The sequence below is a fragment of the Kribbella amoyensis genome, from assembly GCF_007828865.1.
GTDB lineage: Bacteria > Actinomycetota > Actinomycetes > Propionibacteriales > Kribbellaceae > Kribbella > Kribbella amoyensis.
Genome location: NZ_VIVK01000003.1, coordinates 71,821 through 94,829, shown reverse-complemented (window position 1 = coordinate 94,829; position 23,009 = coordinate 71,821). Strand labels below are relative to the sequence as shown.

Below are 23,009 nucleotides of genomic sequence, written 5' to 3'. Positions count from 1 at the left end.
GGCGTGGAGACGCGGATTGCACTGGACGACGCTACGGATCTGACACGAACAGGTGACATTTGGCTGTTCCGCGGTGGGAGCGCGGCCGATCGCGCGATCCAGCTGACCACCAACAGCCCGGTGAACCACGTCGGCATGGCCGTGGTGATCGAGGACCTGCCACCGCTCATGTGGCACGCCGAGCTCGGCCGCTCGCTGCCGGACGTGTGGACGGGCAAGCACCACCGCGGTGTCCAGCTGCACGACCTGCGCGATGCGGTGATGACGTGGGGCAACAAGTACGGGCAGCGCGCGTGGTTGCGGCAGCTGGACCACTCCGTGACGCGGGAGATGGAGGACGCCGTACTGCAGACGATCGCGCGGCTGGACGGTACGCCGTTCCCGTCCACGGCGCGGCTGGCGTCCAGGTGGTTGCGCGGCCGGGTCCCCGCGTTCCGTCAGGGCCGGCGCGACCTCGAGCTGGAGACCGCGTACTGCGCGGAGGTGGTGGCCGTGACGTACGAGGCGATGGGCCTGCTTCCCGAGGGACGGCGCCCGAACTGGTACGACCCCGGGCGATTCTGGAGCGGCGACGACCTGGAGCTCGGCCTGGGTGCCGAACTGGGCGCCGAGATCGCGGTCGACCTGCCGTCCTGATCAGTCCCGCATCGCGGTCCGCCGAGAAATGTCGGTGGGCTGTGATTGGCTTGTCACAGGTCGGAATCGAGCCGGAGGAGGCGCCGGATGTACGCCGTCATCGACACCGAGACGACCGGCCTGCTGCCCGGGCACGGGCACCGGGTGATCGAGATCGCGGTCGTGCGGCTCGACCGGCACGGTCAGGTCGAGGACGAGTTCGTCACGCTGCTGAACCCACGACGTGACCTCGGTCCCCAGCACATCCACGGCATCCTGACCTCGGACGTGCTCGCGGCACCCGACTTCGGCGACGTCGCGCGGCATCTCGGCGGGCTGCTCGCGGGGCGGATGGTGGTCGGGCACAACGTGGAGTTCGATCTCGGGTTCCTGCGGGCCGAGTTCGCCCGGATCGGGGTCGAGGTGCCGCTGATCACCGAGCGGTCGATGTGCACGATGGCGCTCGCGGGCTACCTGTATCCGGGGGCCAAGCGGACTCTTGGCGCCTGCTGCTCGGTGGCCGGGATCTCGTTGCAGGGTTGGCATTCCGCGTTGGCGGACACTCGCGCGACGGCCGAGCTGTTCGCGACCTATCTGCGCGCGTTCCCGTCGCCGCCACCTTGGCATTGGGCCTACGAGGAGATCCGCGGGCTGCCCTGGCCGGAGTTGCCGGTGCACGAGTTCACGCCGACGGTGCGGGCGGTGCATGCGGGTGGACGGCACGGTTGGATGAGCCGGCTGGTCGACCAGTTGCCGCGCGTCCCGGAGCCGCCGCAAGCCGATTCGTACCTGGCCCTGCTCGACATGCTGCTCACGGACGGCGAGATCGACGCCGCGGGCGCGGACCAGTTGGTGCACGGGGCCACGGATCTGGGGCTGACCAGGTCCGAGGTCGACCAGTTGCACGGGTTCTACCTGGCCGGTCTCGCGTCCGCGTTGTGGCGGGACGGCGAGATCAGCGACGACCGACGCGACGACCTGGACCGGGTCGCGGTGATGCTCGGCCACCGGGCGACCGACGTGGACGACGCCCTGACGGCGGCGAGCGACGGCCGGTACGAGGTGCCGGCGCGGCCTGGTTCGCGCGGCTTCCCGCCCGGGAGCACGTTGGTGTTCACCGGCGACATGGTGGAGTCACGTGAGACCTGGTGGGATCGCGCGGTGGCCGCCGGGTTCGTGCCGCAGGAGGCGGTGCGGCCGGAGACCACGTTCGTCGTCGCGGCCGACGTGGACAGCCTGTCGGTCAAGGCGCGCACGGCTAGGGAGTACGAGGTCCCGATCATCGGTCTGGACGACTTCCGCCGGCTCCTTCCTCCCCACCTGCTGCCCGCCGGCGAGCGGAAGGTGGGGTGATCGGGTCGGCCGGGATCGAACGGATTAGGGTGCGAGCGTGGACACCTTGGACCTGGCTCGGCGGATCTACGGCGTTGCTCATCTGACCGGTGAGTTCGTGCTCCGGTCCGGGCGGGTGACGGACCACTACTTCGATAAATATCGCTTCGAGGCGGACCCGGTGCTGCTGGACGAGGTGGCTCGCGCGATGGTGCCGCTGGTGCCGAGCGGGACCGAGGTGCTGGCCGGGTTGGAGATGGGCGGGATCCCGGTGGTGACCGCGCTCGGGCGGCACACGGGGCTGCCGTGCGCGTTCGTGCGGAAGGCGGCCAAGCCGTACGGCACGGCGCGACTGGCCGAGGGTGCGGACATCGAGGGTCGCCGGGTACTGGTGATCGAGGACGTGGTGACCAGCGGTGGGCAGATCGTCCTGTCGACGAAGGAGCTCCGCGCACTGGGCGCCGACGTGCAGGAAGCGTTGTGCGTGATCGATCGCGAGCAGGGCGGTACCGAGGCGCTCACCGCCGCTGACCTGCAGCTGATCTCCCTCCTCACCGCGACCGACCTTCGCACCGCAGCTGGATGAAAGGCGGATCAGGTGATCCGCGTCAGCCGAGTGGTTCCTGGTCGATCCGAGTGGCGAGGTCGGGGTCGACCGGGACCAGGATCGTGCCGTCAGCGGGATCCCCGAGAGTGCGGACGTCGGTAGGGCGTGCGGTGGCGTAGGCCGCGATGTACGCGCAGACGACGCCGTCGATCGCGTCCTCGAGACGCTTGAGATCGGCCTTCCGCGCCGCGCTCTCCAGGCCGTCCCGGATCCGCTCCCACTGCGGACTGCTCTTCAGGACCAGCGGTGGATCCGCGGCCGCCAGCGACTCCAAGTACGTGACCAGCCGCAGCATCTCGCCGCGCAGCTGCGCGAAGTCCCGACCAGGTTTCGCCTTGTACTGCAGCACTCGCGGCAACTCGAACAACGTCACCAGCGCCGGATGCGGGTACACCTCAGCGGCATGCCGCGGCGAACCAGGATCCGTACTGAGTCCGAGCGCGGTCGCCAGACGGAGCGCCCGGGATCCTTCGGAGAAGCTCGGGTTCGCCGTGTTCGCCGCGTGGCACGACGCGCCGTACCGGCCGAAGTACCGCGAGACCAGGCGTTCGCAGAGGCGATGCCCCGTCGGGTTGACCACGATCAACGGCGCGTCGAACGCGACGAAGCACGGTCCCTCGGTCCACGGCCGCAACCAGGCGAGGATGTCGTCGTCGGTCTGCCGGGTGGTGATGTCGAGGACCTGGCCGTCCTCGCCGGCGACGGCCAGCCCGGTGGTACCGCGGGATCCCCAGGCCAGGTCGACGCCGACGAAGTACACGCTCGCCGCTACTCGGCGCCGTCCGAGTCGTCGCGTTCGATCTCGAAGCGCAGCGACTTGCCCGAACGGATCCGCTCGATCGCGGCCAGGCAGGCTTCCTCGCTCATGTTCACGCCGATCTCGCCGAGCCGGTGACGCAGGACCAGCGCCGCGTCCTCGGCCGATCTCGCGCTGGACTCGTTGATCGCGTCGATCGTCGCCGCGGTGAGCTTCTCGCGGATGTCCGGATGGACCTCGTGGATCTCGTGGGTGATTCTGAACTCCGACATCGCGACTGCGTCCTCCCTGATGCCTGCCCTGAGATCCACACTAGTTCCCAGTGGCGCGAGGTTTGATTCTGCCGCCCCGAGGACGATTCAGGCGAGAACTCGCGCGGCGAAACTCTCCAGCCGCTCGCCGAGCCGGGTGGCGCGGACCTCGGGCGACGCGGTGTCGCCCTGCGGGACCTCGAGCTCGCGCAGTCCGCGGATGTACAGGGAGCAGGCCAGATCGGCGCAGATGTAGGTGCCGACCGTGTTGCCCTCGCGACCCGCGGACCCGGCCCGGCGCGCCACGAACAGCGCGACGTCGGTCACCTGGTGAGCGGTGTTGCAGATGTCGCACAGACCGGTCCCGCGGCGCGGCTTCCCGGTGGCCGCCGTCTGCAAGGCGATCGCGATCAGCCCGTCGTCCCGGCGGACCACCAGGTACGCGCGGTTCGGCGCCTTCGCGTCCCGCCAGCCGAGATAGTCCAGCGACTCCCACGGCAACTCGGTGAACCGGGCCGGCGGCGTCATCGCCTTGATCTGGCTCTTGGTCGAGTTCACGAAGGAGCGCCTGATCTCCTCGACACTGACCGGTTCCACGACATCCTCCCGCGACTGCTCGACCGACGGCTTCAGCCAACCCGTCCGGACCTGGTCCGCGCAACCAAAATATGGAGGTCGTTGCTCCCAGCAACCGTACGCCGAGGCATGGGGACGGCGTTTTCGGGTACGTCGGGCGTGTCAGGGCTGGACGGACCGATCCGGGTTGTGCAAAGTTGAACGGTGTAACCTTCAATTACCCCCCCGATGGAGGCAGAACGACATGACGACCGCCACGGCCGAGCTCACCGGCGACTACACCATCGACACCTCCCACAGCCGGGTCGGCTTCGTCGCCCGGCACGCGATGGTGACCAAGGTGCGCGGCGCGTTCAACGAGTGGGAGGGGACCGCCCACCTCGACGGCGACAACCCGGCCAACTCGTCGGTGCGCGTGGTGATCCAGGCCAAGAGCATCGACACCCGTAACGGCCAGCGCGACGAGCACCTGCGCAGCAACGACTTCCTCGACATGGACAACAACCCGGAGATCACCTTCGTGTCCACCGCGGTCGAGCCGAGCGGCGACGAGACCTTCAAGGTCAGCGGCGACCTCTCGGTCCGCGGTGTCACCAAGCCGGTGACCATCGAGTTCGAGTACACCGGGACCGCGGTCGACCCGTTCGGCAACACCCGGATCGGGCTCGAGGGCTCGGTCGTGATCAACCGCAAGGACTTCGGCGTCAGCTGGAACGCGGCCCTCGAAGGCGGCGGCGTGCTGGTGAGCGAGAAGGTCACGCTCGAGATCGAGGTCTCCGCGATCAAGAACGCCTGATTTTCTCTTCCGGTCCCGGGGTCGCCCTGTCCGGGCCCCGGGACCGGGCATCGCGGGTTCGTCGCGATGGGATCACGATCGGCGGTCGGGCGGGTGACGTGAGGTTTGGTCACCGGAGGTGCTGGAACACTCTCAGCGAGTGCCCGAACCAGGTCAAGGGGTCCGCCGATGTTCGACACCACCTTCTACCGCTGGCTGCGCCCGCTCCTGGGCCGCCACCACCGGACCCGCCGGACGCCGGAAGCGCTGCGCCCCCGCGGGACGAGTTCCAGGATCAGCCGGCTCGCCGCCCGGTACGACGCGGACGTGGACGAGGCGATCCACCGGCTCTGGCCGAAGTCGCGGGTGTACCACGATCGCGAGTTCGCCCGGGATCGCGCCGACTTCCTGCTCGTGGTGCGGGGGCGCGGAGTGATGGTGGAGACGAAGGTGAAGAGCGACCCGGGCCTGTTCCGGGGGTCGACGTTGCCGCCGTTGCTGGATCGGCTCGAGCGGGACGGTCGTCGGCTCGTCATCCTGCTCAACCAGGGTGATCCGACGCCGGCTCGTGAACTCGTCGCCGCCAAGCTCGGCGACAAGGGGCGGATCGTGGTCTGGTCCGGTCCTGAGCACGACGCCGAATTGCAGCGGGCGGTCGAGGAGCTGATCCAGATCGAGTCCCGCCACGCGTGACCTGGTGGCGCGCGTGGTGTGTGGCTGTTGGTGGGAGTCCGCGGCGCGGAGAGCCGAGGGGTTGGCTCTCCGCGCTGCGAGCTGCTCCGAACCGTGAGGTGTTGTCCAGGGCAGGACAGTCGGTCCGAAGTCGTTCGGGGTGATGACCTTGCACCGGGCGCCGCCAAGCTGCCCGGTGTCGTGGTCAGTGGTGCGGGGTCAGCACCTGGTGGGTGTGGCCCGGCCGCCGTCGACCACCCAGCGGCCGTCGCGGAGCTCGACGCGCATCTCGTCCACCCAGCGGGTCGGGGACCTGGCCGGCTGCACGCTCTTGCCGTCCGCGTCGACGGTGCGGGCGAGCTTGGTGTCGTAGCAGGCGCGGACGATCACGCCCTGGGCGACCAGGGTCCGCTTCGCCCAGAGCACCTTGGTCGTGCCGGTGTTGTGCAGCTTCTTCGTCCGGAAGTACTTCGCCTGCTGGCTGATCGAGCGGTACAGCTCAGGTGTCATCACCGGGATCAACTGCTTGGTCGCCTTGCCGCCGCTGCGCATCATCGTGTCCAGGGCGACGCGGTAGTCGTAGTACGCGTTCACCACCGGGTCGGCGGTGGCCTGCCGGTTCTCCGGCGCGTCGGCGGCCTCGGTGGCCGCACCTTCCTTGGACGCCTTCTGGGCGCCCGGCGACGAAGCAGCCTCCGCCGCGTCGTCGGTACCGCAACCTGCGAGCATCAGGACCGGGATCAGCGTGGCGGTCACCACCAGGTTCCGAAGGCGCATCGTGTTCGAACCTCCTGTCGGTGTGCCGGCGCTGCCGCACGCACCCACCGGCACTGACCGTGTAACGGGCGGACGCGGATCGTAGTCACTGTGACCTGGATCACAGCCGACCCCGTACTGGGGTAGGGGGTCGAAATTGGCTCCGTGGCTGGATGTGCCGATCCGGCCCGATTTCTAGGCTCGAAGTCGTCCTCGAGAAGCCGAAGGAGACTCCGATGCCGGACCTGCTCACCCGATCGGTTCCACCACCCCGATCCCGCCCAGAATCGCGCCCGATCAGGCGATTGCCGCGTTCCCTCGGGTACGCCCTGGTGCTGGTGCCGATCGGTGTTTGGGTGCTCGGTGCCGCGGTGGTTGGGCGACGCGACGGCGTGTACGAACGATGGCGCCGGTTGGCCCGCTTCCAGGGGTCGCCGGAGCCTCTGCGCATACGCCGACCTGGTCCGCTATCCGTACTCCTGCACGCCGGCCTGAGCGTTGTGCTCGGCCTGGTGAGCTGGTTCCTGGCGTTCCTGCTCGGCGTCTCGGTGGTGCGCGGGCCGTTCTACGGACTGGTCGAGCACGGGCCGTTCGGGCCGGAGACCTGGGGTGGTCCGACGTTGGCGGGTGCCTGGGCCGTCCATGCCTTGGTGGCGGTGCCCGTGATCGCCGTGCTGCCGTTCGTCCTGGGCGGGATCGGCCGGCTGCACGCGGCCGCGATCCGCCGGGCGTACGGGTCCGCGGTCGCCTGGTGGGTGCTTCCGGCAACCATTGTGCTCACAGTGGGCGGGCTGCTGTTCTTCGTCGCCTGGACCCGGCAGCTCTGAGGTTAGGGTCTGAGGATGAGCGTCGAGACGGGGTGGCCGGCGGGCCGATGGGCCTGGGTGGCCGGGTTCGGGACCGCGGCGCTGCTGGTGCTGACCACCTCGGACATGGGCCAGCACTACGACGTGCCCCTGGGGGCCGCGCTGGCGCTCGGGATGGCCCGTGCCGTGGCGCTGGATCTCACCTGGCTGCGGCCGCCGATCAGCGTGCCGGTGTCCCTGCTGGTGATGGCGTTGACGGCCGCGATCAGTACACCGGTGTCACCGAGCGAGCCGTGGCCGTGGCCGGTCACGGGGATCTTCGGGCATTGCGCGGTGCTGGTCGTGATCGCGGCTCGTGGTGCTTCCCGTCGGGCGATGGCCGGGTGGTGGGCGTTGACGCAACTGGTCGGCGTGATCGCGATGGTGCTGGCACCCGACCGCGGGAGCTGGCCGGGACTGCTCACGATGGCGGTCTTCTCGGCCGTCGCCGTGGTGCTTGGTGATCTGCTGCGTTCGCGGGCCGAGACCCGGCGTCAACTCGCCGAGCAGCAGACGATCAGCGCCGCCGAACGCGCCGAGCGAGCCCGCTGGCAGGAGCGCGCCCGCATCGCCCGCGAGCTCCACGACGTCGTGGCTCATCACCTGTCGGTGCTCGTCGTCCGCGCCGACAGCGCACCGCATCGGCTGCCCGACCTACCCGCCGAAACCCGCGACGAGTTCTCCGCATTGGCGACGGAGGCGCGGACGTCGCTGACCGAGATGCGCCGTGTTCTTCGGCTTCTCAGGGAGGCGCCGACCTCGTCCAACTCTCCCGATGGCGAACACCTCTCCGCTGGGGCGGCGGCGGAGGTGCAGGAGACCGAGGCCGTTCTGGTCGGGCCGCGTGGTGAGGCGCGTTCTGGTGGTGGGGTGCTTGCCGCGGAAAGGGAGGGGCTTCCTGGGGTTGCGGGTGCACGGCTCGAGCCGCAGCCGGGGCTGGCGGAGTTGCCGCAGTTGGTCGAGCGGGCGAGGGAGGCGGGTGCGGACATTCGGCTCGACGCCCAACAGGCCGGGCTCGCAGATCAGGCGGTGGAGCTGACCGCGTACCGGATCGTGCAGGAGGCGATCACCAACGCGCTGCGGCACGCGCCCGACGCGGCCATCACCGTCGCTGTTCGACAGACCCAGGACAGCTTGATTGTCTCCGTCGTGAACGGCCCTTCACCAGGCAACGACGGCCCGAGCCAGGGGAGTACGGCAACCGGTGGCGACGCGCGACCGCCTGCCGACGATCGCGGGCATGGCCCGACAGGCGATCGCGGGCATGGCCCGACAGGCGATCGCGGGCACGGACTGACCGATGATCGTGGGCACGGCTTGATTGGGATGCGCGAACGAGCTGCACTCGTCGACGGCCGGTTGCGCTACGGCTCGACACCGGTCGGCGGGTTCGCGGTCGAGGTGACCCTTCCTCGGGAGGCGAGCTGGTGATTCAGGTTGTGGTGGTGGATGACCAGGAGATGGTGCGGGCCGGGTTCCGGGCGCTGCTTGCTGCCGAGCCGGATCTCGAGGTGGTCGGGCAAGCGGCCGACGGGGCCGAGGCGGTCGAGATCGCAAGGCGGTTGGCGCCGGACGTGATCCTGATGGACGTCCGGATGCCGGTGCTCGACGGGCTTGCGGCCACGCGGCGGATTCTCGGGGAGTGGACGTCGGGTCAGGCACCGCGGGTGATCATGCTGACCACGTTCGACCTGGACGAGTACGTGTACGACGCCCTGCGAGCCGGGGCGAGCGGGTTCCTGTTGAAGCACTCGCCGCCGGGTGAGCTGGCCGCTGCTGTCCGGGTCGTTGCTGCGGGAGATGCGCTGTTGGCTCCGTCGATCACGCGGCGGTTGGTGGAGGACTTCGCCCGCGTGCAGCCGGTGCTGCCGACAACGTCCGGCGAGCTCACACCGCGGGAGACCGAGGTGCTGAAGCTGATCGCTCGCGGTCACTCCAACCGCGAGATCGCGGCCGGACTCACCCTGGCTGAGCAGACGGTGAAGACCCACGTCAGCCGCATCCTCGCCAAGCTCAACCTGAGAGACCGAGCCCAAGCAGTCGTCCACGCCTACGAGTCCGGCCTCGTTCACCCCGGCCCCCGCCGCTGACCACCGCCACCCGGCTCCAACCACCGCCGACCGCTGCTCCGTTCGCGAGCTGACTGCTACTGGGTCAGCTCTCGGTGGAGGCCGTCCAGGAGGGCTTGGAGGCCGAACTCGAAGGTTCGTTCGGGGGCAGCGGCGTACGTGGTGCCGGCTGGGGTTTCGAGGCGGGCGCGGAGGTAGGGGTAGCGGAGGCCGATCGCCTGGGCCTGGGCCATGGCTTCTTCGAACTGTTCGGCGGTGGCGTCGTTCTGAAGTCTTCGGGTGAGTGAGGCGGTCGCTGCGGCACCGCTCGCGTTGCCGAGCACGTAGGTGAAGACGGTGGCCACGGCTTGGTCGGCCTGCGTGCTGGTGAAGCCGGCGGCTTCGTAGAGGCCGAGACTGTGGTCGTCGTGGCGGGCCTTGCTGTCGCCGTAGACGAGGTGGGTCGCGAAGACCTGGACCAGCCACGGGTGCCGGATGAACAGGCCGTACAGGTCGGTGGCCATCGCGGCGGCGGCGATGCGCCAGTCGGTGGCGGTGGTCGGCTCGGGGAGTTCGAGTTCGCCCCAGACGCGGTCGGTGACGAGGCGGACGAGGTTGTCCTTGCTCTTCACGTGCCAGTACACGGCCGTCGCGGCGGAGTCGAGACGTTTGCCCAGGGCGCGCATGTTCAGGCCTTCGATGCCGTCGGCGTCGAGGAGCTCGATCGCGGCGTTGACGATCTGGTCGGCGGTGAGGGTGTCACGGGGCATGGGATCACCGTACGAGCCACTTGCACACTGTTCAAGAACCCTCTTGCACTTTGTTCAAGTACGGGTCTACTGTCGGTCTCGACCCAATTGAACTTAGTGCAAGTCGAAAAAGGGGACACTGATGAACACCCTCGCCGCCCTCATGCAGGTCCTGGTCGCCGCCGCCTTCGTCAGCATCCCGTTGGTCCGGCACCGATTCGGTCCGGTCGCGAAGGCGGCCGCGGTGGCCGAGTTGCGCCTGCAGCGGGTTCGGCCGGAGGTGCTGGAGGAGAACAGGCTGCGGTTCGACGCCGGCGGGCACGAGACGGCGGTTCCGGTGCTCGTGGCCGCCGTGATGATCGTCGTCGCGGGGCTGAACCTCGCGGACGCGGGATCGGCGCAACTGCTGACCTGGATCTTCTCGTCGCTGGTGCTGCTGCTGAACGTCGGGATCGTGTACAGCAACCTGACCGCGGTGAAGTCCGTCGAGGGAGCCTTCCGGCGCAAGGGGGATCCGGAGCTGGCGCGGGTCGAGGTCGCTCCGTTCCTCGAGGCGGCCGAGCACGCGTTTCCCGGTTGGGTGCGCGCGCAGACCTACGTCCGCAACACGATCGTCTTCGGCGGCTCCGCGATCGCCCTGATCGCTGTCTCCCTGGGCTGACGACCGCGTCCTCCGCGGAGCTACGTGGGGTCGGGGGATGCGTCGAGTTGGGCAATCAGGGTCTTGGGGGCGATCTGCCGGTAGGCGTCTTCGACGATGTCTTCCAGGTGTGACCAGTTCACCTCGGGGACGTCGAGGTAGACGCCGAGCCAGCCGCGGTGGCCGACGTACGGCGGGCGGAAGAAGTGGTCGGGGTCGGCGGTGATCAGCGCGTCCTGGGCGCCCTCGGGCGCGGCGCACCAGAAGGCGACGCGGTCGTCGTGGTGCTGATTGGCGAACATCACGAACGTCTTCTTGCCCCGGACGAACCAGGTCGGCTCACCGTGGCTCAACCGCTCGGTCACCTCGGGCAACGCCAGGCACAACGCCCGCAACCGCTCCAACCCGTCCACCTGACCGCCCTCCGGGATTAGCGTTGGGATTCCATTCGGCTACAGCCTGCCATTCCCCGGCCGTGTCGAGAACGCCCGGCCGGTTCCGATGTGCCTTGTAAGCCGGCGAAAGTGGGCCGGCGAACGATTGACGACGGGAGAATGCCATGACTGACTCGACCGACTTCGACGGGCGCACCGACAGTACGCGGCGGGCGAGCTTGCCAACCGTCGTCGACCGGGCCGCCTTCGAGGAGGCCGTCAGCGAACTGCGGATCCGTGAGAAGGCGTTGACCCGCGAAGGCGATGCGGTGGCCGCCGCACGGCGGCGGTTGCCGATGGTCGAGGTGGACGCCGGTGCCGAGCTGGTCGGGCCGGACGGGCCGATCACCTTGCTCGACGCGTTCGAGGGACGACGGCAGCTCATCGCCTACTACTTCATGTGGCACCCGGGTCACCCGGCCACGGACCAGTGCGAGGGCTGCACCTGGTGCAACACGCACGTCGCCGAGCTGTCGTACCTGCATTCGCGCGACATCACGTACGCGGTGCTCTGCCAGGGCCCGTACGACGAGAGCAGCCGGTACCGGGACTTCATGGGATGGACGATGCCCTGGTACTCCGCGGAGGCGTCGCTGGACACCTTGCTCGTCGGGCGGCAGATCGGGCCGATGCACCTGGTCTGCTACGTCCGGGACGGAGATCGGGTCTTCGAGACGTGGTGGACGACGATGCGTGGGGTCGAGGTGATGGACAACAGCTACTCGCTGATGGACCTCACCGTGTACGGCCGGCAGGAGGTGCACGAGGACTCGCCGAACGGCTGGCCGCAGGCGTGGGGCGCCGACGAGGAGTACACGATCCTGCGGAGCGGGGGCCGCCCGATCCCGCACTGGTCACGCCTCGCCGCGGGACGCTCCGACGACCTCACCACCTAGCTCTGACCCACGCCGTCGCACCATCGCTCTCCATGCGATCGCCGGATGCCGTGTGCCGTCGGCGAATTCGTGCTGGTTGGCGTCGTGGATAGGGTGGCGCGCGTGAGTGAGACTGAGGTGGCCGTGCGCGGGATCGGCGACAAGTTGGCCATCGCTTTGGCGTTGGGGAGTTCGGCGGCCGTCCTCGTGCTCGAGCTGGTCTCGTTGCGCCTGGTCGCCCCGTATCTCGGCCTGACCCTGGAGACGAACACCGCGATCATCGGCGTCGCCCTGACCGCGATCGCCCTCGGTGCCGCACTCGGTGGCCGGTTCGCGGACACCGTGTCGCCGATCAAGACGCTGGGCCCGTTGATCCTGGTCGGCGGCGCTCTGGTCATGCTCGTCCTGCCGATCGTGCGGTGGACCGGCGAGGCGGTCCGCGGCGGCAGCGCGAACACCGTGTTCCTCGCCGTGGCGGTCGCGTTGTTCGTCCCCGCCGCGTTGCTGTCCGCGGTCACGCCGATGGTGACGAAGCTGCGACTGTCGACGCTGGCGAAGACCGGTACCGTCGTCGGCCGGCTCTCCGCGTGGGCCACGGCCGGCGCGATCGCGGGGACCGTGCTGACCGGATTCGTTTTCATCGCCCAGGTGCCGACGAGCATCATCGTGCTCTGCCTCGGTGGTGTCCTGGTGGTGAGTGGTGCCGTGTTGACGATCGTGTTGCGCGGGATGAAGGCGGCGACGCGACCGCTGGTGCTCGCGCTGATCGGGACCGGGCTGACCCTGCTCGCCCCGCGGCCGTGCGAGGTCGAGACCGCGTACCACTGCGCCCGCGTGGTCGAGGACCCGAACCGTGCGTCCGGCCGCATCCTGTACCTGGACCAGCTGCGGCACTCGTACGTCGACCTGGCCGACCCGACCTATCTCGAGTTCGACTACATCAAGGACTTCGCCGCCGCGATCGACAGCAAGTGGGCCGCGCGGGAGCCGGTGGACGCGCTGCACGTCGGTGGGGGCGGGCTGACGATGCCGCGCTGGCTCAGTGCGACACATCCGGGCAGCCGGAGCAAGGTGTACGAGATCGACCCCGGCGTGATCGAGGTCGACAAGTTGGAGCTGGGCGCGCAACCCGGGCCGGAGCTCGACCTGCAGATCGGGGACGGGCGGCTCGGGGTCCGGTCGGAGCCGGCCGACAGCTGGGACCTGATCGTGATGGACGCCTTCGGTGGGGTCGCGGTGCCGTGGCACCTGACCACCCGGGAGATCGTCGCCGACGTGCGCCGGGTCCTGCGCCCGGACGGAATCTACGCGGTGAACGTGATCGACTTCGGTCCGCAGGACTTCCTCAAGGCCGAGCTGCGGACCGTGATGGCCGAGTTCCCGCACGTCGGTCTGGTGTCCAAGCCGGTGAACCTCACCGGGCAGCACGGTGGCAACTTCGTCCTGGTCGCGTCGGACCAGCCGCTGCCGGCGGACTTGCTGGAGAGCAATCTGGGCGGCCGCTCGGAGCTGATCGTGGACCCGGTCCGGCTCCGGGAGTACGTCGGCGACGCGCCGCTGCTGGTGGACGACTACGCCCCGGTGGACCAGCTCCTCACGCCGTTCCCGAGCTGACGACGTGACCGCTGGGTGAGACCCGGCTGAGCGTGCGCGGCGAGACGCGGCACGGGTGGAGTTGTGCGGGTGGGGCCGGGGATTGTTGCATGTGGTCATGCACCCACGCGCAGGTCAGCCCGCTCAGCCCGAGGATCTCGTCGACGTCGACGCTCTGCTCGCGGCGTACGACGGGATCACGCCGGACGTCGACAACCCCGCCCAGAAGGTGGTGTTCGGGACCTCGGGCCATCGCGGCTCGAGTCTGGACGGCGCCTTCAACGAGGCGCACATCCTCGCCATCACCCAGGCGGTCTGCGAGTACCGCGCGGGGGAGGGGACGACCGGGCCGCTGCTCGTCGGCCGGGACAGTCACGGCCTGTCCGAGCCGGCTTGGCGGACCGTGCTCGAGGTCCTGGCCGGCAACGACGTGCAGACCCTGGTCGACAGCGCGGACCGGCTCACGCCGACGCCGGCCGTGTCGCACGCGATCCTGCGACTGAACCGCGGCGCCGGCGCCGGTGCGGACGGCATCGTGATCACCCCGTCGCACAACCCGCCGCGCGACGGCGGGATCAAGTACAACCCGCCGCACGGTGGCCCGGCCGACTCGGACGCGACCGGCTGGATCGCGGCCCGGGCCAATCAGCTGATCGCGGGCGGCAACCGGGAGGTCCGCCGCAAGCCGTTCGACGCGGCGCGGGCGCAGGCGGGGGAGTACGACTTCCTCGGCCACTACGTGGACGACCTGCCCTCGGTGCTCAACCTGGACGCGATCCGGGCCGCCGGGGTCCGGATCGGCGCCGACCCGCTCGGTGGCGCGAGCGTCGACTACTGGGCCGCGATCGGTGAACGGCACGGTCTCGACCTGACCGTGGTGAACCCGCGGATCGACCCGGCCTGGTCGTTCATGACGCTCGACCACGACGGCAAGATCCGGATGGACTGCTCCTCCCCGTACGCGATGGCCTCGCTGGTCGCGCAGCGGGACAAGTACGACGTGGCGACCGGCAACGACGCGGACGCCGACCGGCACGGCATCGTCACCCCCGACGCCGGGTTGATGAACCCGAACCACTACCTCGCCGTCGCGATCTCGTACCTGTTCGCGCACCGCCAGTGGGGCCCCGAGGTCGCCGTCGGCAAGACCCTGGTGTCGTCGTCGCTGATCGACCGGGTGGTCGCGGATCTCGGCCGCCGGCTCTGGGAGGTACCGGTCGGGTTCAAGTGGTTCGTGCCCGGGCTGATCGACGGGTCGGTCGGATTCGGTGGCGAGGAGTCGGCGGGCGCCAGCTTCCTGAGGTTCGACGGGTCGGTGTGGACGACCGACAAGGACGGCATCCTGCTCGCGTTGCTGGCGAGCGAGATCACCGCGGTCACCGGGGAGACGCCGTCGCAGGCGCACGCCAAGCTGGTCGACCGGTTCGGTGCCTCGGCCTACTCGCGGGTGGACGCGCCCGCGACCCGGGACCAGAAGGCGAAGCTGTCCGCGTTGTCGGCGGACGCGGTGACCGCGACCGAGCTGGCCGGTGAGCCGATCCTCGACCGGCTGACCAGCGCACCGGGCAACGGGGCGGCGATCGGCGGGCTCAAGGTGACCACCGAGTCGGCGTGGTTCGCGGCCCGGCCGTCCGGGACCGAGGACCTGTACAAGATCTACGGCGAGTCGTTCCGGGGCACCGAGCACCTCGAGCAGGTCTTCGCCCAGGCCCGCGACGTCGTCTCCACCGCCCTCCAAGCCTGACCGATCACCAACGCTGCTCGGCCGGACAGCACCAAGGCCGAGCAGCGGAACGGCCGGAGCCTCAGCGCACGAAGGCGTCCAGGAGCCGGTCCAGATCCGCGGCGGGGTTGTTCGTCAGCCCGCTGTGGATCGGACCGGGGTGGACGACCGTACTGCGCGGTGCGGCGAGCCAGCGGAAGCGCTCGCCGATCCGGGTCGCCGCGGCCGGTCCGCCGGCCGGGTCCCCGGAGCAGATCGCCCGGATGTGCTCGAGCGACGCGCACACCACGTCCACGTCGACCGCTGGATCGAGCGCCCGCAGCCGGGCCGGATCCACGTCCCAGGCGGCGCCGAGGAAGTCCAGCGCCCGGCAGTAGAGCACGGCGCCCACGTTGACGAACTCGCCCCGCTGGATCCGCGGCGCGGCCCGCAGGATCACGTAGTCGAACGGCACCAACTCGGTCGTCATCGCGCACCACCCGGCAACCAGGCGGACCGGTCCGCGAGCCGCGCGGTGAGGTGACCGAAGTACCGCTCCCGGTCGCCCGCCTCGATCCACTCGTCCGGGATCAGGGCCAGCACCTCGGTCAACAGCTCCGGGGTGATCTCGGCCGCGAGCCCGGCGTCGATCGCGGGCACCGCCTCGGCGGCCCGGCCGAAGATGTGGTCGTTCTCGTCGTAGGCCAGCCCGGTGAACCGTTCGGCGGACATCCAGGAGTGGTGGAAGTACAACGCGGCGCCGTGGTCGATCAACCAGAGATCCTTGTGCCAGACGAGCAGGTTGGGGTTGCGCCAGGAGCGGTCCACGTTCGCCACGAACGCGTCCAGCCAGAGGATCCGGGCCTGGGTCTGCTGGTCCGGCACGCCGCTGGATCCGTCGAAGCCGAAGGAGCCGGGCAGGAAGTCGACGGCCAGGTTGAGCCCGGCGCTGCGGACCAGCAGCTCCTGGATCTCCTCGTCCGGCTCCGACTTGCCGATCGCGGGATCGAGCTCGCACAGCTTCAGCTCCGGCACCCGCAGTCCGAGCCGGCGGAACAGCTCGCCGACGACGATCTCGGCCACCAGCGCCTTCGGGCCCTGGCCGGCCCCGTGGAACTTGAGCACGTACGTGCCGAGATCGTTGCCCTCGACAACTCCCGGCAGCGAACCACCCTCCCGCAACGGCAGCACGTACCGGGTGGCGGTGACGATCGGCAGACTCACCCGGCAGAGCTTAGGGCATGTCGCGCCTGTTTCCGCGGTGAGACCGCGGGGTACCGACCCGGCGTGAGTCATCCGTCCCTGGGCGTCGAGGAAGAGCTGCTGCTGGTGTCGGCGAGTGGCGAACCGCTGCCACGCAGTCAGGCCGTCGCCGCCGAGATCGAGGACGTCGACGTCGAGCTGGAGCTGACCAGGGCCCAGGTGGAGATCAACTCACCGGTCTGCCGCACGGCCGCCGAGCTCCACCAGCACCTGACCGAGGCGCGGGCCAAGCTCGCCGCGGCCGCCGCCGACGAAGGCGCCCGGCTGCTCGCGATCGCGGCACCCCCCAACGGGCAGGCGGCCCAACTGGTGACGAAGAAGCCGCGGTACCAGGAGATGGCGGCCCGCTACGGTCAGTTGGCGCGCGAGCAGGGCGTCTGCGGCTGCCACGTGCACATCGACGTCCCGGACAAGGAAGCCGCGATCCGGGTCAGCAACCACCTCCGTCCATGGCTGCCCGCATTGCTCGCGCTGACGGCGAACTCGGCCGTGTCCCTCGGCGCGGACACCGGGTTCGCGAGCTGGCGGTGGATCCAGTGGTCCCGCTGGCCGTGCGCGGGCCAGCCGCCGTACTTCGAGTCGGCGGAGCACTACGACGAACTGGTGGCCGGCCATCTCGCCGCCGGCAGCATCATGGACGAGCAGATGGTGTACTGGGACGTCCGGCCGTCGACCCACCTGCCGACCGTGGAGGTCCGGGTCAGTGACGTCCCGCTGACGGTGGACGAGACGGTCCTGCTCGCGACGTTGGTCCGCGCGTTGGTGATGGTCGCGCTCGACGCCGGCGACCGGGGCCCCGAGGTCGAGCCGGAGCGATTGCGAGCCGCGTACTGGCTGGCCGCCCGCGACGGTCTGACCAGCACCAACCTCGACGTACTCAACGGCCGGGTGCTGCCGATCGCCGATGTGCTGCAGCGGCTGATCGAGCACGCCCGGCCGGCCCTCGAAGCCGTCGGCGACCTGCCGCGGGCGGCGGAGGGCGTGCGCAGAATTCTTGCTGAAGGCAACGGTGCGGTGAAGCAACGCCGGGCGTTCCGTGAGGGCGACAGCGTAGTCGCCCTCACGGAGATCAGACCCTGACGGTCACGGGGTCCGGAGGAAGTCCTCCAGGCCGTGCAGGTCGTCGGTGTTCAGGTGGTCCACACCCGCCGCGACCAGCTCCGACCACAACGCCTCGCGGGCCGCCCCGCGGGCGTCCGGGGTGGCCCAGAAGCGGACCCGGTACCCGGCGCGGTGTGCGGTCGTGACGATCTGCCGCAGCTTCGCCCGCTCGGCCTCGGGGAACGCGCCGACGCCCTGCCAGCTGAAGTTGTTCGTCCAGTTGTCGCTCACCAACGGCATCAGCGACGCGGGCATCCCGGAGTTCAGGTCACCCAGCCGGCCGTCGTACCCGGCGTACCGGACCTTCTGCGCCTTCAGCACGTCGAGAGGCCGGTTCCCGCTGATCACCGACGTCACAGCGCCCTTGTACGTGCGCCCGTTCACGAAGACGGTGCTGATCCCGCGGTACTTGCTCAGCGCTTGGTCGATCGCGGCGTACGTCGTCGGGCCGTCGCTCTTGATGTCGATGAGGAGCTGGAAGTCGCCGCCCTGGCGGTAGACGCGGCCGTGGTTCTGCTTGATCCGCTCGGCCAGCGGCGCGAGGTACAGGCTCTCCAGCGTGCGGCCGGGAACAGCGTCTTCGAGGTCGTGCGCGACGCGGAGTTCACCGTCGATCAGCCAGACGTCCGCCTCGACGCTGCTGAAGCCACGGTCGAGCGCGTCCTGCAACGGCCGCCGGTGCTCGTAGTCGTTGTGCGCGTGGGCCGCCGCGAGCGGGCGGACCGCCGGAGCGGAGTACGCCTTGGGCAGCTTGAAGCCGTTGGCCTGCGCGACCGTCCGCAGCCGGTCGGGGTAGTCGGTGATGATGCCGTCGACGCCCTTGTCGATCAGCGACTGCATCGTGGCGGGGTCGTCGATGGTCCACGGCACGACCTTCATGCCGGCCTTGTGCGCGTCCGTCACCATCGCGGCCGTCACGTACGGCCGGTACGCCGGGTCGGTGATCTTGCCGTCCTGCGGGAACCCGTGCACCGGGCTGATCGCGTCCGCGCCGAACGACCGGGTCGCCTCGACCAGGTCGCCGCCGAAGTCGTCGATGTCGATGCCGCCCAGCCACGGCGACCTGCCGGGCTGTCCGGTCTGCAGGAAGTCGTAGTTGGTCAGGGCAACGATCGGCAGGTCCGGGGCGACCTGGCGCATCCGCATCAGTGCGCCCCAGTCGAAGCTCTGGATCGTCACCTGACGGCCGATCCGGGCCTTGCGGATCTCGGCCGCGACGACCTGGACGAACTGCTCGCGCGGAGCCGTCTCGCTGGGCGCGCCGGCTTCCACCTTGGTCTCGATGTTCAGCTTCACGTCGTGCGCGCGGAACCGCTGGACCAGGTGGAAGACCTCGCGCAGCTCCGGCATCCGGGCGCCCGGGTCGGGGGTCTGGCCTGGGTAGTTCGCCTGCGGGAGGGAGCCGCAGTCGAGCTGCTTCACCTGCTGCAGGGTCAGCGTGTTGATGTACTTGCCGACGTACGGGTACTCGGGATCGTTCGGGGTGTACGGCGCGGTGTCCTTGCACTTGCTGCCGCTGATCCGGCGGTCGTGGGTGACGACCGCATGGCCGTCCTCGGTGATCTGGACGTCGAGCTCGAGCGTGCTGACGCCGAGTTCGAGGCCGCGGCTGAACGAGGCGATGGTGCTCTCGACGGTGAGGCCGAGGCCACCGCGGTGGGCCTGCAGGTCGAAGGCGTGGCCGGGGCCGGCCGACGCCGGAGCGGCGGCGACCAGGCCCTGACCGACCAGGCCGGCGGTGAGGGCGAGCGGGAGCAGCGCGCGGGAGAGGCGGCGCATGAGGGGTTCCCTTTCGTCTGGGCGGGTGGGGCGGGTGTCGGGCCGATGCTCTCCGGCCCGTGGTACCCCTTCGTCTTCGTGAAGGTAGCCGACAGACGTCCGCTCGGTAACCGCTTGGCGACTACCGATCAGGGCGCGGTGACAATCTGCCGGGTGGAGCGCGCCGCGATGTGCACCCTCGGCCTGCTGTCAGGGCAGCGCGGAGATCGGCAGGTACGCCTACTCGTACTGCAGGGCCTCCAGCGGGTTGAGGCGGGCCGCCCGCCGGGCCGGCCAGATCGCGGCCAGGATCCCGACCACCACCGCCAGGACGGCGAACACGATCAGCTGGCCGGCCGGGACCGCGAAGCTGATCTCCTCCAGCCGGGCGGCGAGCAGCAGGGCCAGGCCGAGGCCGAGCACGATCCCGATCACCGCGCCGATCAGGGCCGTGATCACGCTCTCGTGCCGGATCATCTTCTTCACCTGGCCGCGGGTCAACCCGACCGCGCGGAGCATGCCGAGCTCGCGGGTCCGTTCGAAGACGGTGAGCACGAGCGTGTTGACGATGCCGAAGAGGCTGACCAGCACCGACAGCGCGAGCAGCACGTACAGCACGTTGAGGATGCTCTTGATGCCGTCGGTCTGCGCCTTCTTGAACGCGTCCCGGTCGAGCGCCTTCGCGTTCGGGAACGTGCTCAGCGTCTGGTCGAGCGCGGCCGTGTTCGCCGCCGTGACGCCGCCGGTCATGTTGACGAAGGTGTAGATGTTCAGCGGCTGCGGGTTGTTCGCGTCGAACGTCGGCGTGGACAGGGTGATGTTGCCGAACGGCGATCCGCCCGCCGGCGGCTTGAAGACCCCGAGCACCTTGAGCTGCAGCACCTTGCCGGTGACGGTGGTCATCGCGATCTGCGACCCGGTCGTCAGCGAGTGCTTGTCGGCGTACTCCGCGTCGACGATCGCGCCGTTCGTGCCGAGCGCGCCCAGCGTCTGCTGGGATCCGGACCGCCAGTCGAACGTCAGCAGGTCCGGCGCGTTGGCGTCGACGGCGGTGATCTGGATGTTCTCGCCGAACGCCTGCGCCTGCCCACCACGGATACTCGTCACCGCTTCGACACCAGGCGTCTTGGCGACCGCCGCCGCCACGTCCGGCGACAGCGGGCTGAAGTTGTTCTGCGCCGTGATCGCGTAGTCCGCGCTGAAGATGCCGTCGACGGCGTCCTCGAACGGCTTGATGATCCCGGCCCCGAGGGTGGCGACCAGGGTGACCAGCGCGAGCCCGATCATCAGCGCGGCCGCGGTCGAGGCGGTCCGGGCCGGATCGCGCCGGCTGTTCTGGCCGCCGATCGTGGTCGCCGGGACGTCGGGCAGGACCCGCGGGAGCTGGGCCGGCCGCCGGAACAGGCGCTTCACCAGCCAGATCAGGGCGAGGATCGGCCAGACGATCACGGTGAGCGTGACGACGGCCCAGCGCGCCACCGGGTCCGACGCCGCGGCCAACGGTTTCACCAAGCGGGACGAGAACAGCGCGACCCCGATGAACAGCAGCAGGACCCCGGCGCCCAAGGCCGCGAGCAGGGTCGCGGTCGACAGCCCGTTCACGAACAGCCCGACCACGACGAGCGCGATCCCGGCCACCGCGAGCAGGGCGGCACCGACCGGCCGGTACCGGTGGAACCGGCCCGGGATCGGTTTGGCACCCTCGCGGACCGCGGCGATCGGCGGGACCCGGGTCGCCCGCCAGGCCGGTCGCAGGCTTGCCACGACGGTCACCAGGACCCCGACGAGCAGACCGACGACGATCGTCCGGGTCTGGAACACCAGCCCGTTGTTGGGCAGCGTGAAGCCGACCGCGTCGAACAGGTTGAACAGGCCGGTCGCGATCGCCAGCCCCAGGAACAACCCGACGATCGCGGAGAGCAGCCCGGTGATCAGCGCCTCGAGCACGACCGAACTGAGGATCTGCCGCCGGGACGCACCGAGGGTCCGCAGGGTGGCGAACTCGCGGGTCCGCTGGGCGATCGTGATCGACAGCGAGTTCGCGATCACGAACGAGCCGACGAACAGCGCGATCCCACCGAAGACGAGCAGGAAGTTGCGGAAGAAGTCGAGGAACCCGCTGGTGTCCGCGGAGTCGGCCTCGGCCTGTTGCTCGGCGGTCCGGACCTGGGTCCCGGCCGGCAGGATCTGCCCGACCGCGTCCACCAGTTGCTGCTGGGACACCCCGTCCTTGGCCGCGATCAGGATCTGGTCCAGCTGGCCCACCTTGCCGAACAACTGCTGCGCCGTCGGCAACTCGAACCCGGCGAGCGTCGCACCGCCGATCGAGGACACCGCGCCGAACTCGACCAGGCCGGAGATCCGCATCTTCTGCGCCGCGCCGCGGGCCTGGACGCCGATCTCGTCACCGGCCGCGAAGCCCTTCTCCTGCGCGGTCTTGGTGTCGATGACGACCTCGCGCGGACCGGGCCAGCCGCCGCTGATCAGGGAGAGCACGTTGAACTGTGGCAGCTCCGGGTTCACGCTGAAGCCGAGGTTCGGGGCGCCGCCGAAGACGATCGCCTTGCCGTCCCGGCCGATCAGCTGCACCTCGCCCGCGACGGTCCCGTCGGCCGCGCCGACCTCGGGCAGCTTGCGGACCTCCGGCAACAGCGCGGCCGAGAACGGCGGAGCGACCCCACCGGCGTTGTCCGTCGTGGTGTCGAACGCGGTCTTGCCGGTGACGGTGGCGTCGGTGTTCTTGTAGTTCTCCGAGAAGATCGAGTCGAACGCGCCGGTGATCGAGTCGGTCAGCACGTACGTCCCGGAGATCAGCGAGACGCCGAGCACGACGCCGATCGCGGTGAGCGCTGTCCGGAGCTTGCGGCTCAGCATCCCGGCCAGCGCGAACCGGATCATTGCAGATCCAGCGTGTCGATCATCTGCAGGATCTCGTGCTGGCTGATCCGCCCGGTCTCCTTCACGATCCGGCCGTCGGCGAGGAACAGCACCCGGTCGGCCATCGCGGCCGCGCGGGCGTCGTGGGTGACCATCACGGTGGTCTGCCCGTACTCCTCGACGGACTGGCGCAGCAGGTCGAGGATCTCGGCACTGGTCCGGGAGTCCAGGTTGCCGGTCGGCTCGTCGGCGAACACCACGGTCGGCCGGGACACCAGGGCGCGCGCGATCGCGACCCGTTGCTGCTGGCCGCCGGACAGCTCGGCCGGCCGGTGCGAGAGCCGGTCGGTGAGCCCGACCCGCGCGATCAGCTCGTCGAAGTACGCCGGGTCGACCTGCCGGCCCGCGATCGTCAACGGCAGCAGCACGTTCTCCCGGGCGGTGAGCATCGGCAGCAGGTTGAAGAACTGGAAGATGAACCCGATATGCCGGCGGCGCAGCTTGGTCAGGTCGTCGTCGCCCAGGGTGGTGATCTCGATGTCGTCGATCCGGACCGAGCCGGTCGTCGGCCGGTCCAGGCCGGCCAGGATGTGCATCAGCGTCGACTTGCCGGAGCCGGACGGACCCATCACCGCCGTCAGCTGTCCGGTGTCGACCTCGACGCTCACGCCGTGCAGCGCGTGCACCGCGGTGTCGCCCTCGCCGTAGACACGGGTCACCTCGTCGGCCAGTACGACCGCGGCGCTGGTGGTCTCGTTGGGTTGTGCGTCAGTGCCGATCATC

Annotated in this window: 24 protein-coding genes; 13 read left to right on the top strand and 11 right to left on the bottom strand. The window is 69.8% G+C overall.

All coding sequences use genetic code 11. From position 1 onward, the window contains the following. Positions 1 to 3: 3 nt before the first annotated feature. From FB561_RS34510 to pyrE, 3 genes are all read left to right on the top strand, one after another. The gene (locus FB561_RS34510; protein WP_145814288.1) at positions 4 to 636 is read left to right on the top strand and encodes a hypothetical protein; all 633 of its coding nucleotides are present in this window, start codon (positions 4 to 6) and stop codon (positions 634 to 636) included. A gap of 87 nt (positions 637 to 723) precedes the next feature. After that, positions 724 to 1,968: an exonuclease domain-containing protein gene (locus tag FB561_RS34505; RefSeq protein WP_145814287.1), complete on the top strand. Its 1,245-nt coding sequence runs from the start codon at positions 724 to 726 to the stop codon at positions 1,966 to 1,968. 37 nt (positions 1,969 to 2,005) lie between these two features. After that, a complete protein-coding gene (pyrE, locus tag FB561_RS34500; protein WP_145814286.1) occupies positions 2,006 to 2,533 on the top strand; it encodes an orotate phosphoribosyltransferase in 528 nt (175 codons plus the stop codon). Positions 2,534 to 2,555: 22 nt separating this feature from the next. On the opposite strand, the gene FB561_RS34495 is transcribed toward pyrE, so the two are convergent. The 3 genes from FB561_RS34495 to FB561_RS34485 all read right to left on the bottom strand — a co-directional run bounded on the left by FB561_RS34495 (position 2,556) and on the right by FB561_RS34485 (position 4,159). Beyond that, positions 2,556 to 3,314 (bottom strand): DUF429 domain-containing protein, encoded by a 759-nt coding sequence (locus FB561_RS34495; protein WP_145814285.1) that lies wholly within the window; start codon positions 3,312 to 3,314, stop codon positions 2,556 to 2,558. 8 nt (positions 3,315 to 3,322) lie between these two features. Then, on the bottom strand, positions 3,323 to 3,583 hold the full coding sequence (locus FB561_RS34490; protein WP_145814284.1) for a hypothetical protein: 261 nt from the start codon (positions 3,581 to 3,583) through the stop codon (positions 3,323 to 3,325). Positions 3,584 to 3,670: 87 nt separating this feature from the next. After that, positions 3,671 to 4,159: an FBP domain-containing protein gene (locus tag FB561_RS34485; protein ID WP_145814283.1), complete on the bottom strand. Its 489-nt coding sequence runs from the start codon at positions 4,157 to 4,159 to the stop codon at positions 3,671 to 3,673. A 223-nt stretch (positions 4,160 to 4,382) separates the two neighbouring features. On the opposite strand from FB561_RS34485, the gene FB561_RS34480 reads away from it, so the two are divergent. Next, a complete protein-coding gene (locus tag FB561_RS34480; protein ID WP_145814282.1) occupies positions 4,383 to 4,934 on the top strand; it encodes a YceI family protein in 552 nt (183 codons plus the stop codon). Between the two features lie 168 nt (positions 4,935 to 5,102). Continuing rightward, a complete protein-coding gene (locus FB561_RS34475) occupies positions 5,103 to 5,606 on the top strand; it encodes a hypothetical protein (RefSeq protein ID WP_145814281.1) in 504 nt (167 codons plus the stop codon). 198 nt (positions 5,607 to 5,804) lie between these two features. On the opposite strand, the gene FB561_RS34470 is transcribed toward FB561_RS34475, so the two are convergent. Beyond that, on the bottom strand, positions 5,805 to 6,362 hold the full coding sequence (locus FB561_RS34470; protein ID WP_145814280.1) for a hypothetical protein: 558 nt from the start codon (positions 6,360 to 6,362) through the stop codon (positions 5,805 to 5,807). Positions 6,363 to 6,853: 491 nt separating this feature from the next. Between FB561_RS34470 and FB561_RS34465 the strand changes: the two genes are divergently transcribed. The 3 genes from FB561_RS34465 to FB561_RS34455 are packed head-to-tail and all read left to right on the top strand — an operon-like array spanning position 6,854 to position 9,276. Beyond that, positions 6,854 to 7,168 (top strand): hypothetical protein, encoded by a 315-nt coding sequence (locus FB561_RS34465; protein WP_145814279.1) that lies wholly within the window; start codon positions 6,854 to 6,856, stop codon positions 7,166 to 7,168. A 15-nt stretch (positions 7,169 to 7,183) separates the two neighbouring features. Then, complete coding sequence (locus FB561_RS34460) at positions 7,184 to 8,617, top strand: sensor histidine kinase (protein ID WP_145814278.1); 1,434 nt, start codon at positions 7,184 to 7,186, stop codon at positions 8,615 to 8,617. Continuing rightward, positions 8,611 to 9,276: a response regulator gene (locus FB561_RS34455; RefSeq protein ID WP_145814277.1), complete on the top strand. Its 666-nt coding sequence runs from the start codon at positions 8,611 to 8,613 to the stop codon at positions 9,274 to 9,276. The genes FB561_RS34460 and FB561_RS34455 overlap by 7 nt, the downstream gene beginning before the upstream one ends. 56 nt (positions 9,277 to 9,332) lie before the next feature. Here the strand turns inward: FB561_RS34455 and FB561_RS34450 are convergent, their stop codons facing one another. After that, the gene (locus FB561_RS34450) at positions 9,333 to 10,004 is read right to left on the bottom strand and encodes a TetR/AcrR family transcriptional regulator (protein ID WP_145814276.1); all 672 of its coding nucleotides are present in this window, start codon (positions 10,002 to 10,004) and stop codon (positions 9,333 to 9,335) included. A gap of 121 nt (positions 10,005 to 10,125) precedes the next feature. Here FB561_RS34450 and FB561_RS34445 point away from each other — a divergent pair, with 121 nt between their 5' ends. After that, entirely contained in the window at positions 10,126 to 10,644 is a 519-nt protein-coding gene (locus FB561_RS34445) for a hypothetical protein (RefSeq protein ID WP_145814275.1), read from the top strand. Positions 10,645 to 10,664: 20 nt separating this feature from the next. Here FB561_RS34445 and FB561_RS34440 read toward each other — a convergent pair whose 3' ends face one another. Then, a complete protein-coding gene (locus tag FB561_RS34440) occupies positions 10,665 to 11,036 on the bottom strand; it encodes an MmcQ/YjbR family DNA-binding protein (protein WP_145814274.1) in 372 nt (123 codons plus the stop codon). Positions 11,037 to 11,182: 146 nt separating this feature from the next. On the opposite strand from FB561_RS34440, the gene FB561_RS34435 reads away from it, so the two are divergent. The 3 genes from FB561_RS34435 to pgm all read left to right on the top strand — a co-directional run bounded on the left by FB561_RS34435 (position 11,183) and on the right by pgm (position 15,269). After that, a complete protein-coding gene (locus FB561_RS34435; protein ID WP_145814273.1) occupies positions 11,183 to 11,953 on the top strand; it encodes a DUF899 family protein in 771 nt (256 codons plus the stop codon). A gap of 102 nt (positions 11,954 to 12,055) precedes the next feature. Beyond that, positions 12,056 to 13,546, top strand: coding sequence for a fused MFS/spermidine synthase (locus tag FB561_RS34430; RefSeq protein ID WP_145814272.1), 1,491 nt, complete (start codon positions 12,056 to 12,058; stop codon positions 13,544 to 13,546). 97 nt (positions 13,547 to 13,643) lie between these two features. After that, positions 13,644 to 15,269: a phosphoglucomutase (alpha-D-glucose-1,6-bisphosphate-dependent) gene (pgm, locus tag FB561_RS34425; protein ID WP_145814271.1), complete on the top strand. Its 1,626-nt coding sequence runs from the start codon at positions 13,644 to 13,646 to the stop codon at positions 15,267 to 15,269. 61 nt (positions 15,270 to 15,330) lie between these two features. Here the strand turns inward: pgm and FB561_RS38400 are convergent, their stop codons facing one another. Both FB561_RS38400 and FB561_RS38395 read right to left on the bottom strand, forming a co-directional pair. Then, positions 15,331 to 15,717: a DUF3037 domain-containing protein gene (locus tag FB561_RS38400; protein WP_145814270.1), complete on the bottom strand. Its 387-nt coding sequence runs from the start codon at positions 15,715 to 15,717 to the stop codon at positions 15,331 to 15,333. Beyond that, positions 15,714 to 16,451, bottom strand: coding sequence for a HipA family kinase (locus FB561_RS38395; RefSeq protein WP_145814269.1), 738 nt, complete (start codon positions 16,449 to 16,451; stop codon positions 15,714 to 15,716). Before FB561_RS38395 ends, FB561_RS38400 begins: the two co-directional genes overlap by 4 nt. A 63-nt stretch (positions 16,452 to 16,514) precedes the next feature. On the opposite strand from FB561_RS38395, the gene FB561_RS34410 reads away from it, so the two are divergent. Continuing rightward, positions 16,515 to 17,570: a carboxylate-amine ligase gene (locus FB561_RS34410; RefSeq protein ID WP_145814268.1), complete on the top strand. Its 1,056-nt coding sequence runs from the start codon at positions 16,515 to 16,517 to the stop codon at positions 17,568 to 17,570. 3 nt (positions 17,571 to 17,573) lie between these two features. Here the strand turns inward: FB561_RS34410 and FB561_RS34405 are convergent, their stop codons facing one another. The 3 genes from FB561_RS34405 to FB561_RS34395 all read right to left on the bottom strand — a co-directional run bounded on the left by FB561_RS34405 (position 17,574) and on the right by FB561_RS34395 (position 23,008). Next, complete coding sequence (locus FB561_RS34405; RefSeq protein WP_145814267.1) at positions 17,574 to 19,370, bottom strand: glycerophosphodiester phosphodiesterase family protein; 1,797 nt, start codon at positions 19,368 to 19,370, stop codon at positions 17,574 to 17,576. A gap of 219 nt (positions 19,371 to 19,589) precedes the next feature. Further along, positions 19,590 to 22,247, bottom strand: coding sequence for an ABC transporter permease (locus FB561_RS34400; protein WP_145814266.1), 2,658 nt, complete (start codon positions 22,245 to 22,247; stop codon positions 19,590 to 19,592). Then, complete coding sequence (locus FB561_RS34395) at positions 22,244 to 23,008, bottom strand: ABC transporter ATP-binding protein (RefSeq protein ID WP_145814265.1); 765 nt, start codon at positions 23,006 to 23,008, stop codon at positions 22,244 to 22,246. Before FB561_RS34395 ends, FB561_RS34400 begins: the two co-directional genes overlap by 4 nt. Position 23,009 lies beyond the last annotated feature (1 nt).

Excerpts from the sequence above, each read along its gene's own strand:
- FB561_RS34505 (WP_145814287.1), top strand. The coding sequence starts at position 724 with ATGTACGCCGTCATCGACACCGAGACGACCGGCCTGCTGCCCGGGCAC.
- FB561_RS34490 (WP_145814284.1), bottom strand. The coding sequence starts at position 3,583 with ATGTCGGAGTTCAGAATCACCCACGAGATCCACGAGGTCCATCCGGAC.
- FB561_RS34480 (WP_145814282.1), top strand. The coding sequence starts at position 4,383 with ATGACGACCGCCACGGCCGAGCTCACCGGCGACTACACCATCGACACC.
- FB561_RS34475 (WP_145814281.1), top strand. The coding sequence starts at position 5,103 with ATGTTCGACACCACCTTCTACCGCTGGCTGCGCCCGCTCCTGGGCCGC.
- FB561_RS34470 (WP_145814280.1), bottom strand. The coding sequence starts at position 6,362 with ATGCGCCTTCGGAACCTGGTGGTGACCGCCACGCTGATCCCGGTCCTG.
- FB561_RS34460 (WP_145814278.1), top strand. The coding sequence starts at position 7,184 with ATGAGCGTCGAGACGGGGTGGCCGGCGGGCCGATGGGCCTGGGTGGCC.
- FB561_RS34450 (WP_145814276.1), bottom strand. The coding sequence starts at position 10,004 with ATGCCCCGTGACACCCTCACCGCCGACCAGATCGTCAACGCCGCGATC.
- FB561_RS34445 (WP_145814275.1), top strand. The coding sequence starts at position 10,126 with ATGAACACCCTCGCCGCCCTCATGCAGGTCCTGGTCGCCGCCGCCTTC.
- FB561_RS34435 (WP_145814273.1), top strand. The coding sequence starts at position 11,183 with ATGACTGACTCGACCGACTTCGACGGGCGCACCGACAGTACGCGGCGG.
- pgm (WP_145814271.1), top strand. The coding sequence starts at position 13,644 with ATGCACCCACGCGCAGGTCAGCCCGCTCAGCCCGAGGATCTCGTCGAC.
- FB561_RS38400 (WP_145814270.1), bottom strand. The coding sequence starts at position 15,717 with ATGACGACCGAGTTGGTGCCGTTCGACTACGTGATCCTGCGGGCCGCG.
- FB561_RS34405 (WP_145814267.1), bottom strand. The coding sequence starts at position 19,370 with ATGCGCCGCCTCTCCCGCGCGCTGCTCCCGCTCGCCCTCACCGCCGGC.
- FB561_RS34400 (WP_145814266.1), bottom strand. The coding sequence starts at position 22,247 with ATGATCCGGTTCGCGCTGGCCGGGATGCTGAGCCGCAAGCTCCGGACA.
- FB561_RS34395 (WP_145814265.1), bottom strand. The coding sequence starts at position 23,008 with ATGATCGGCACTGACGCACAACCCAACGAGACCACCAGCGCCGCGGTC.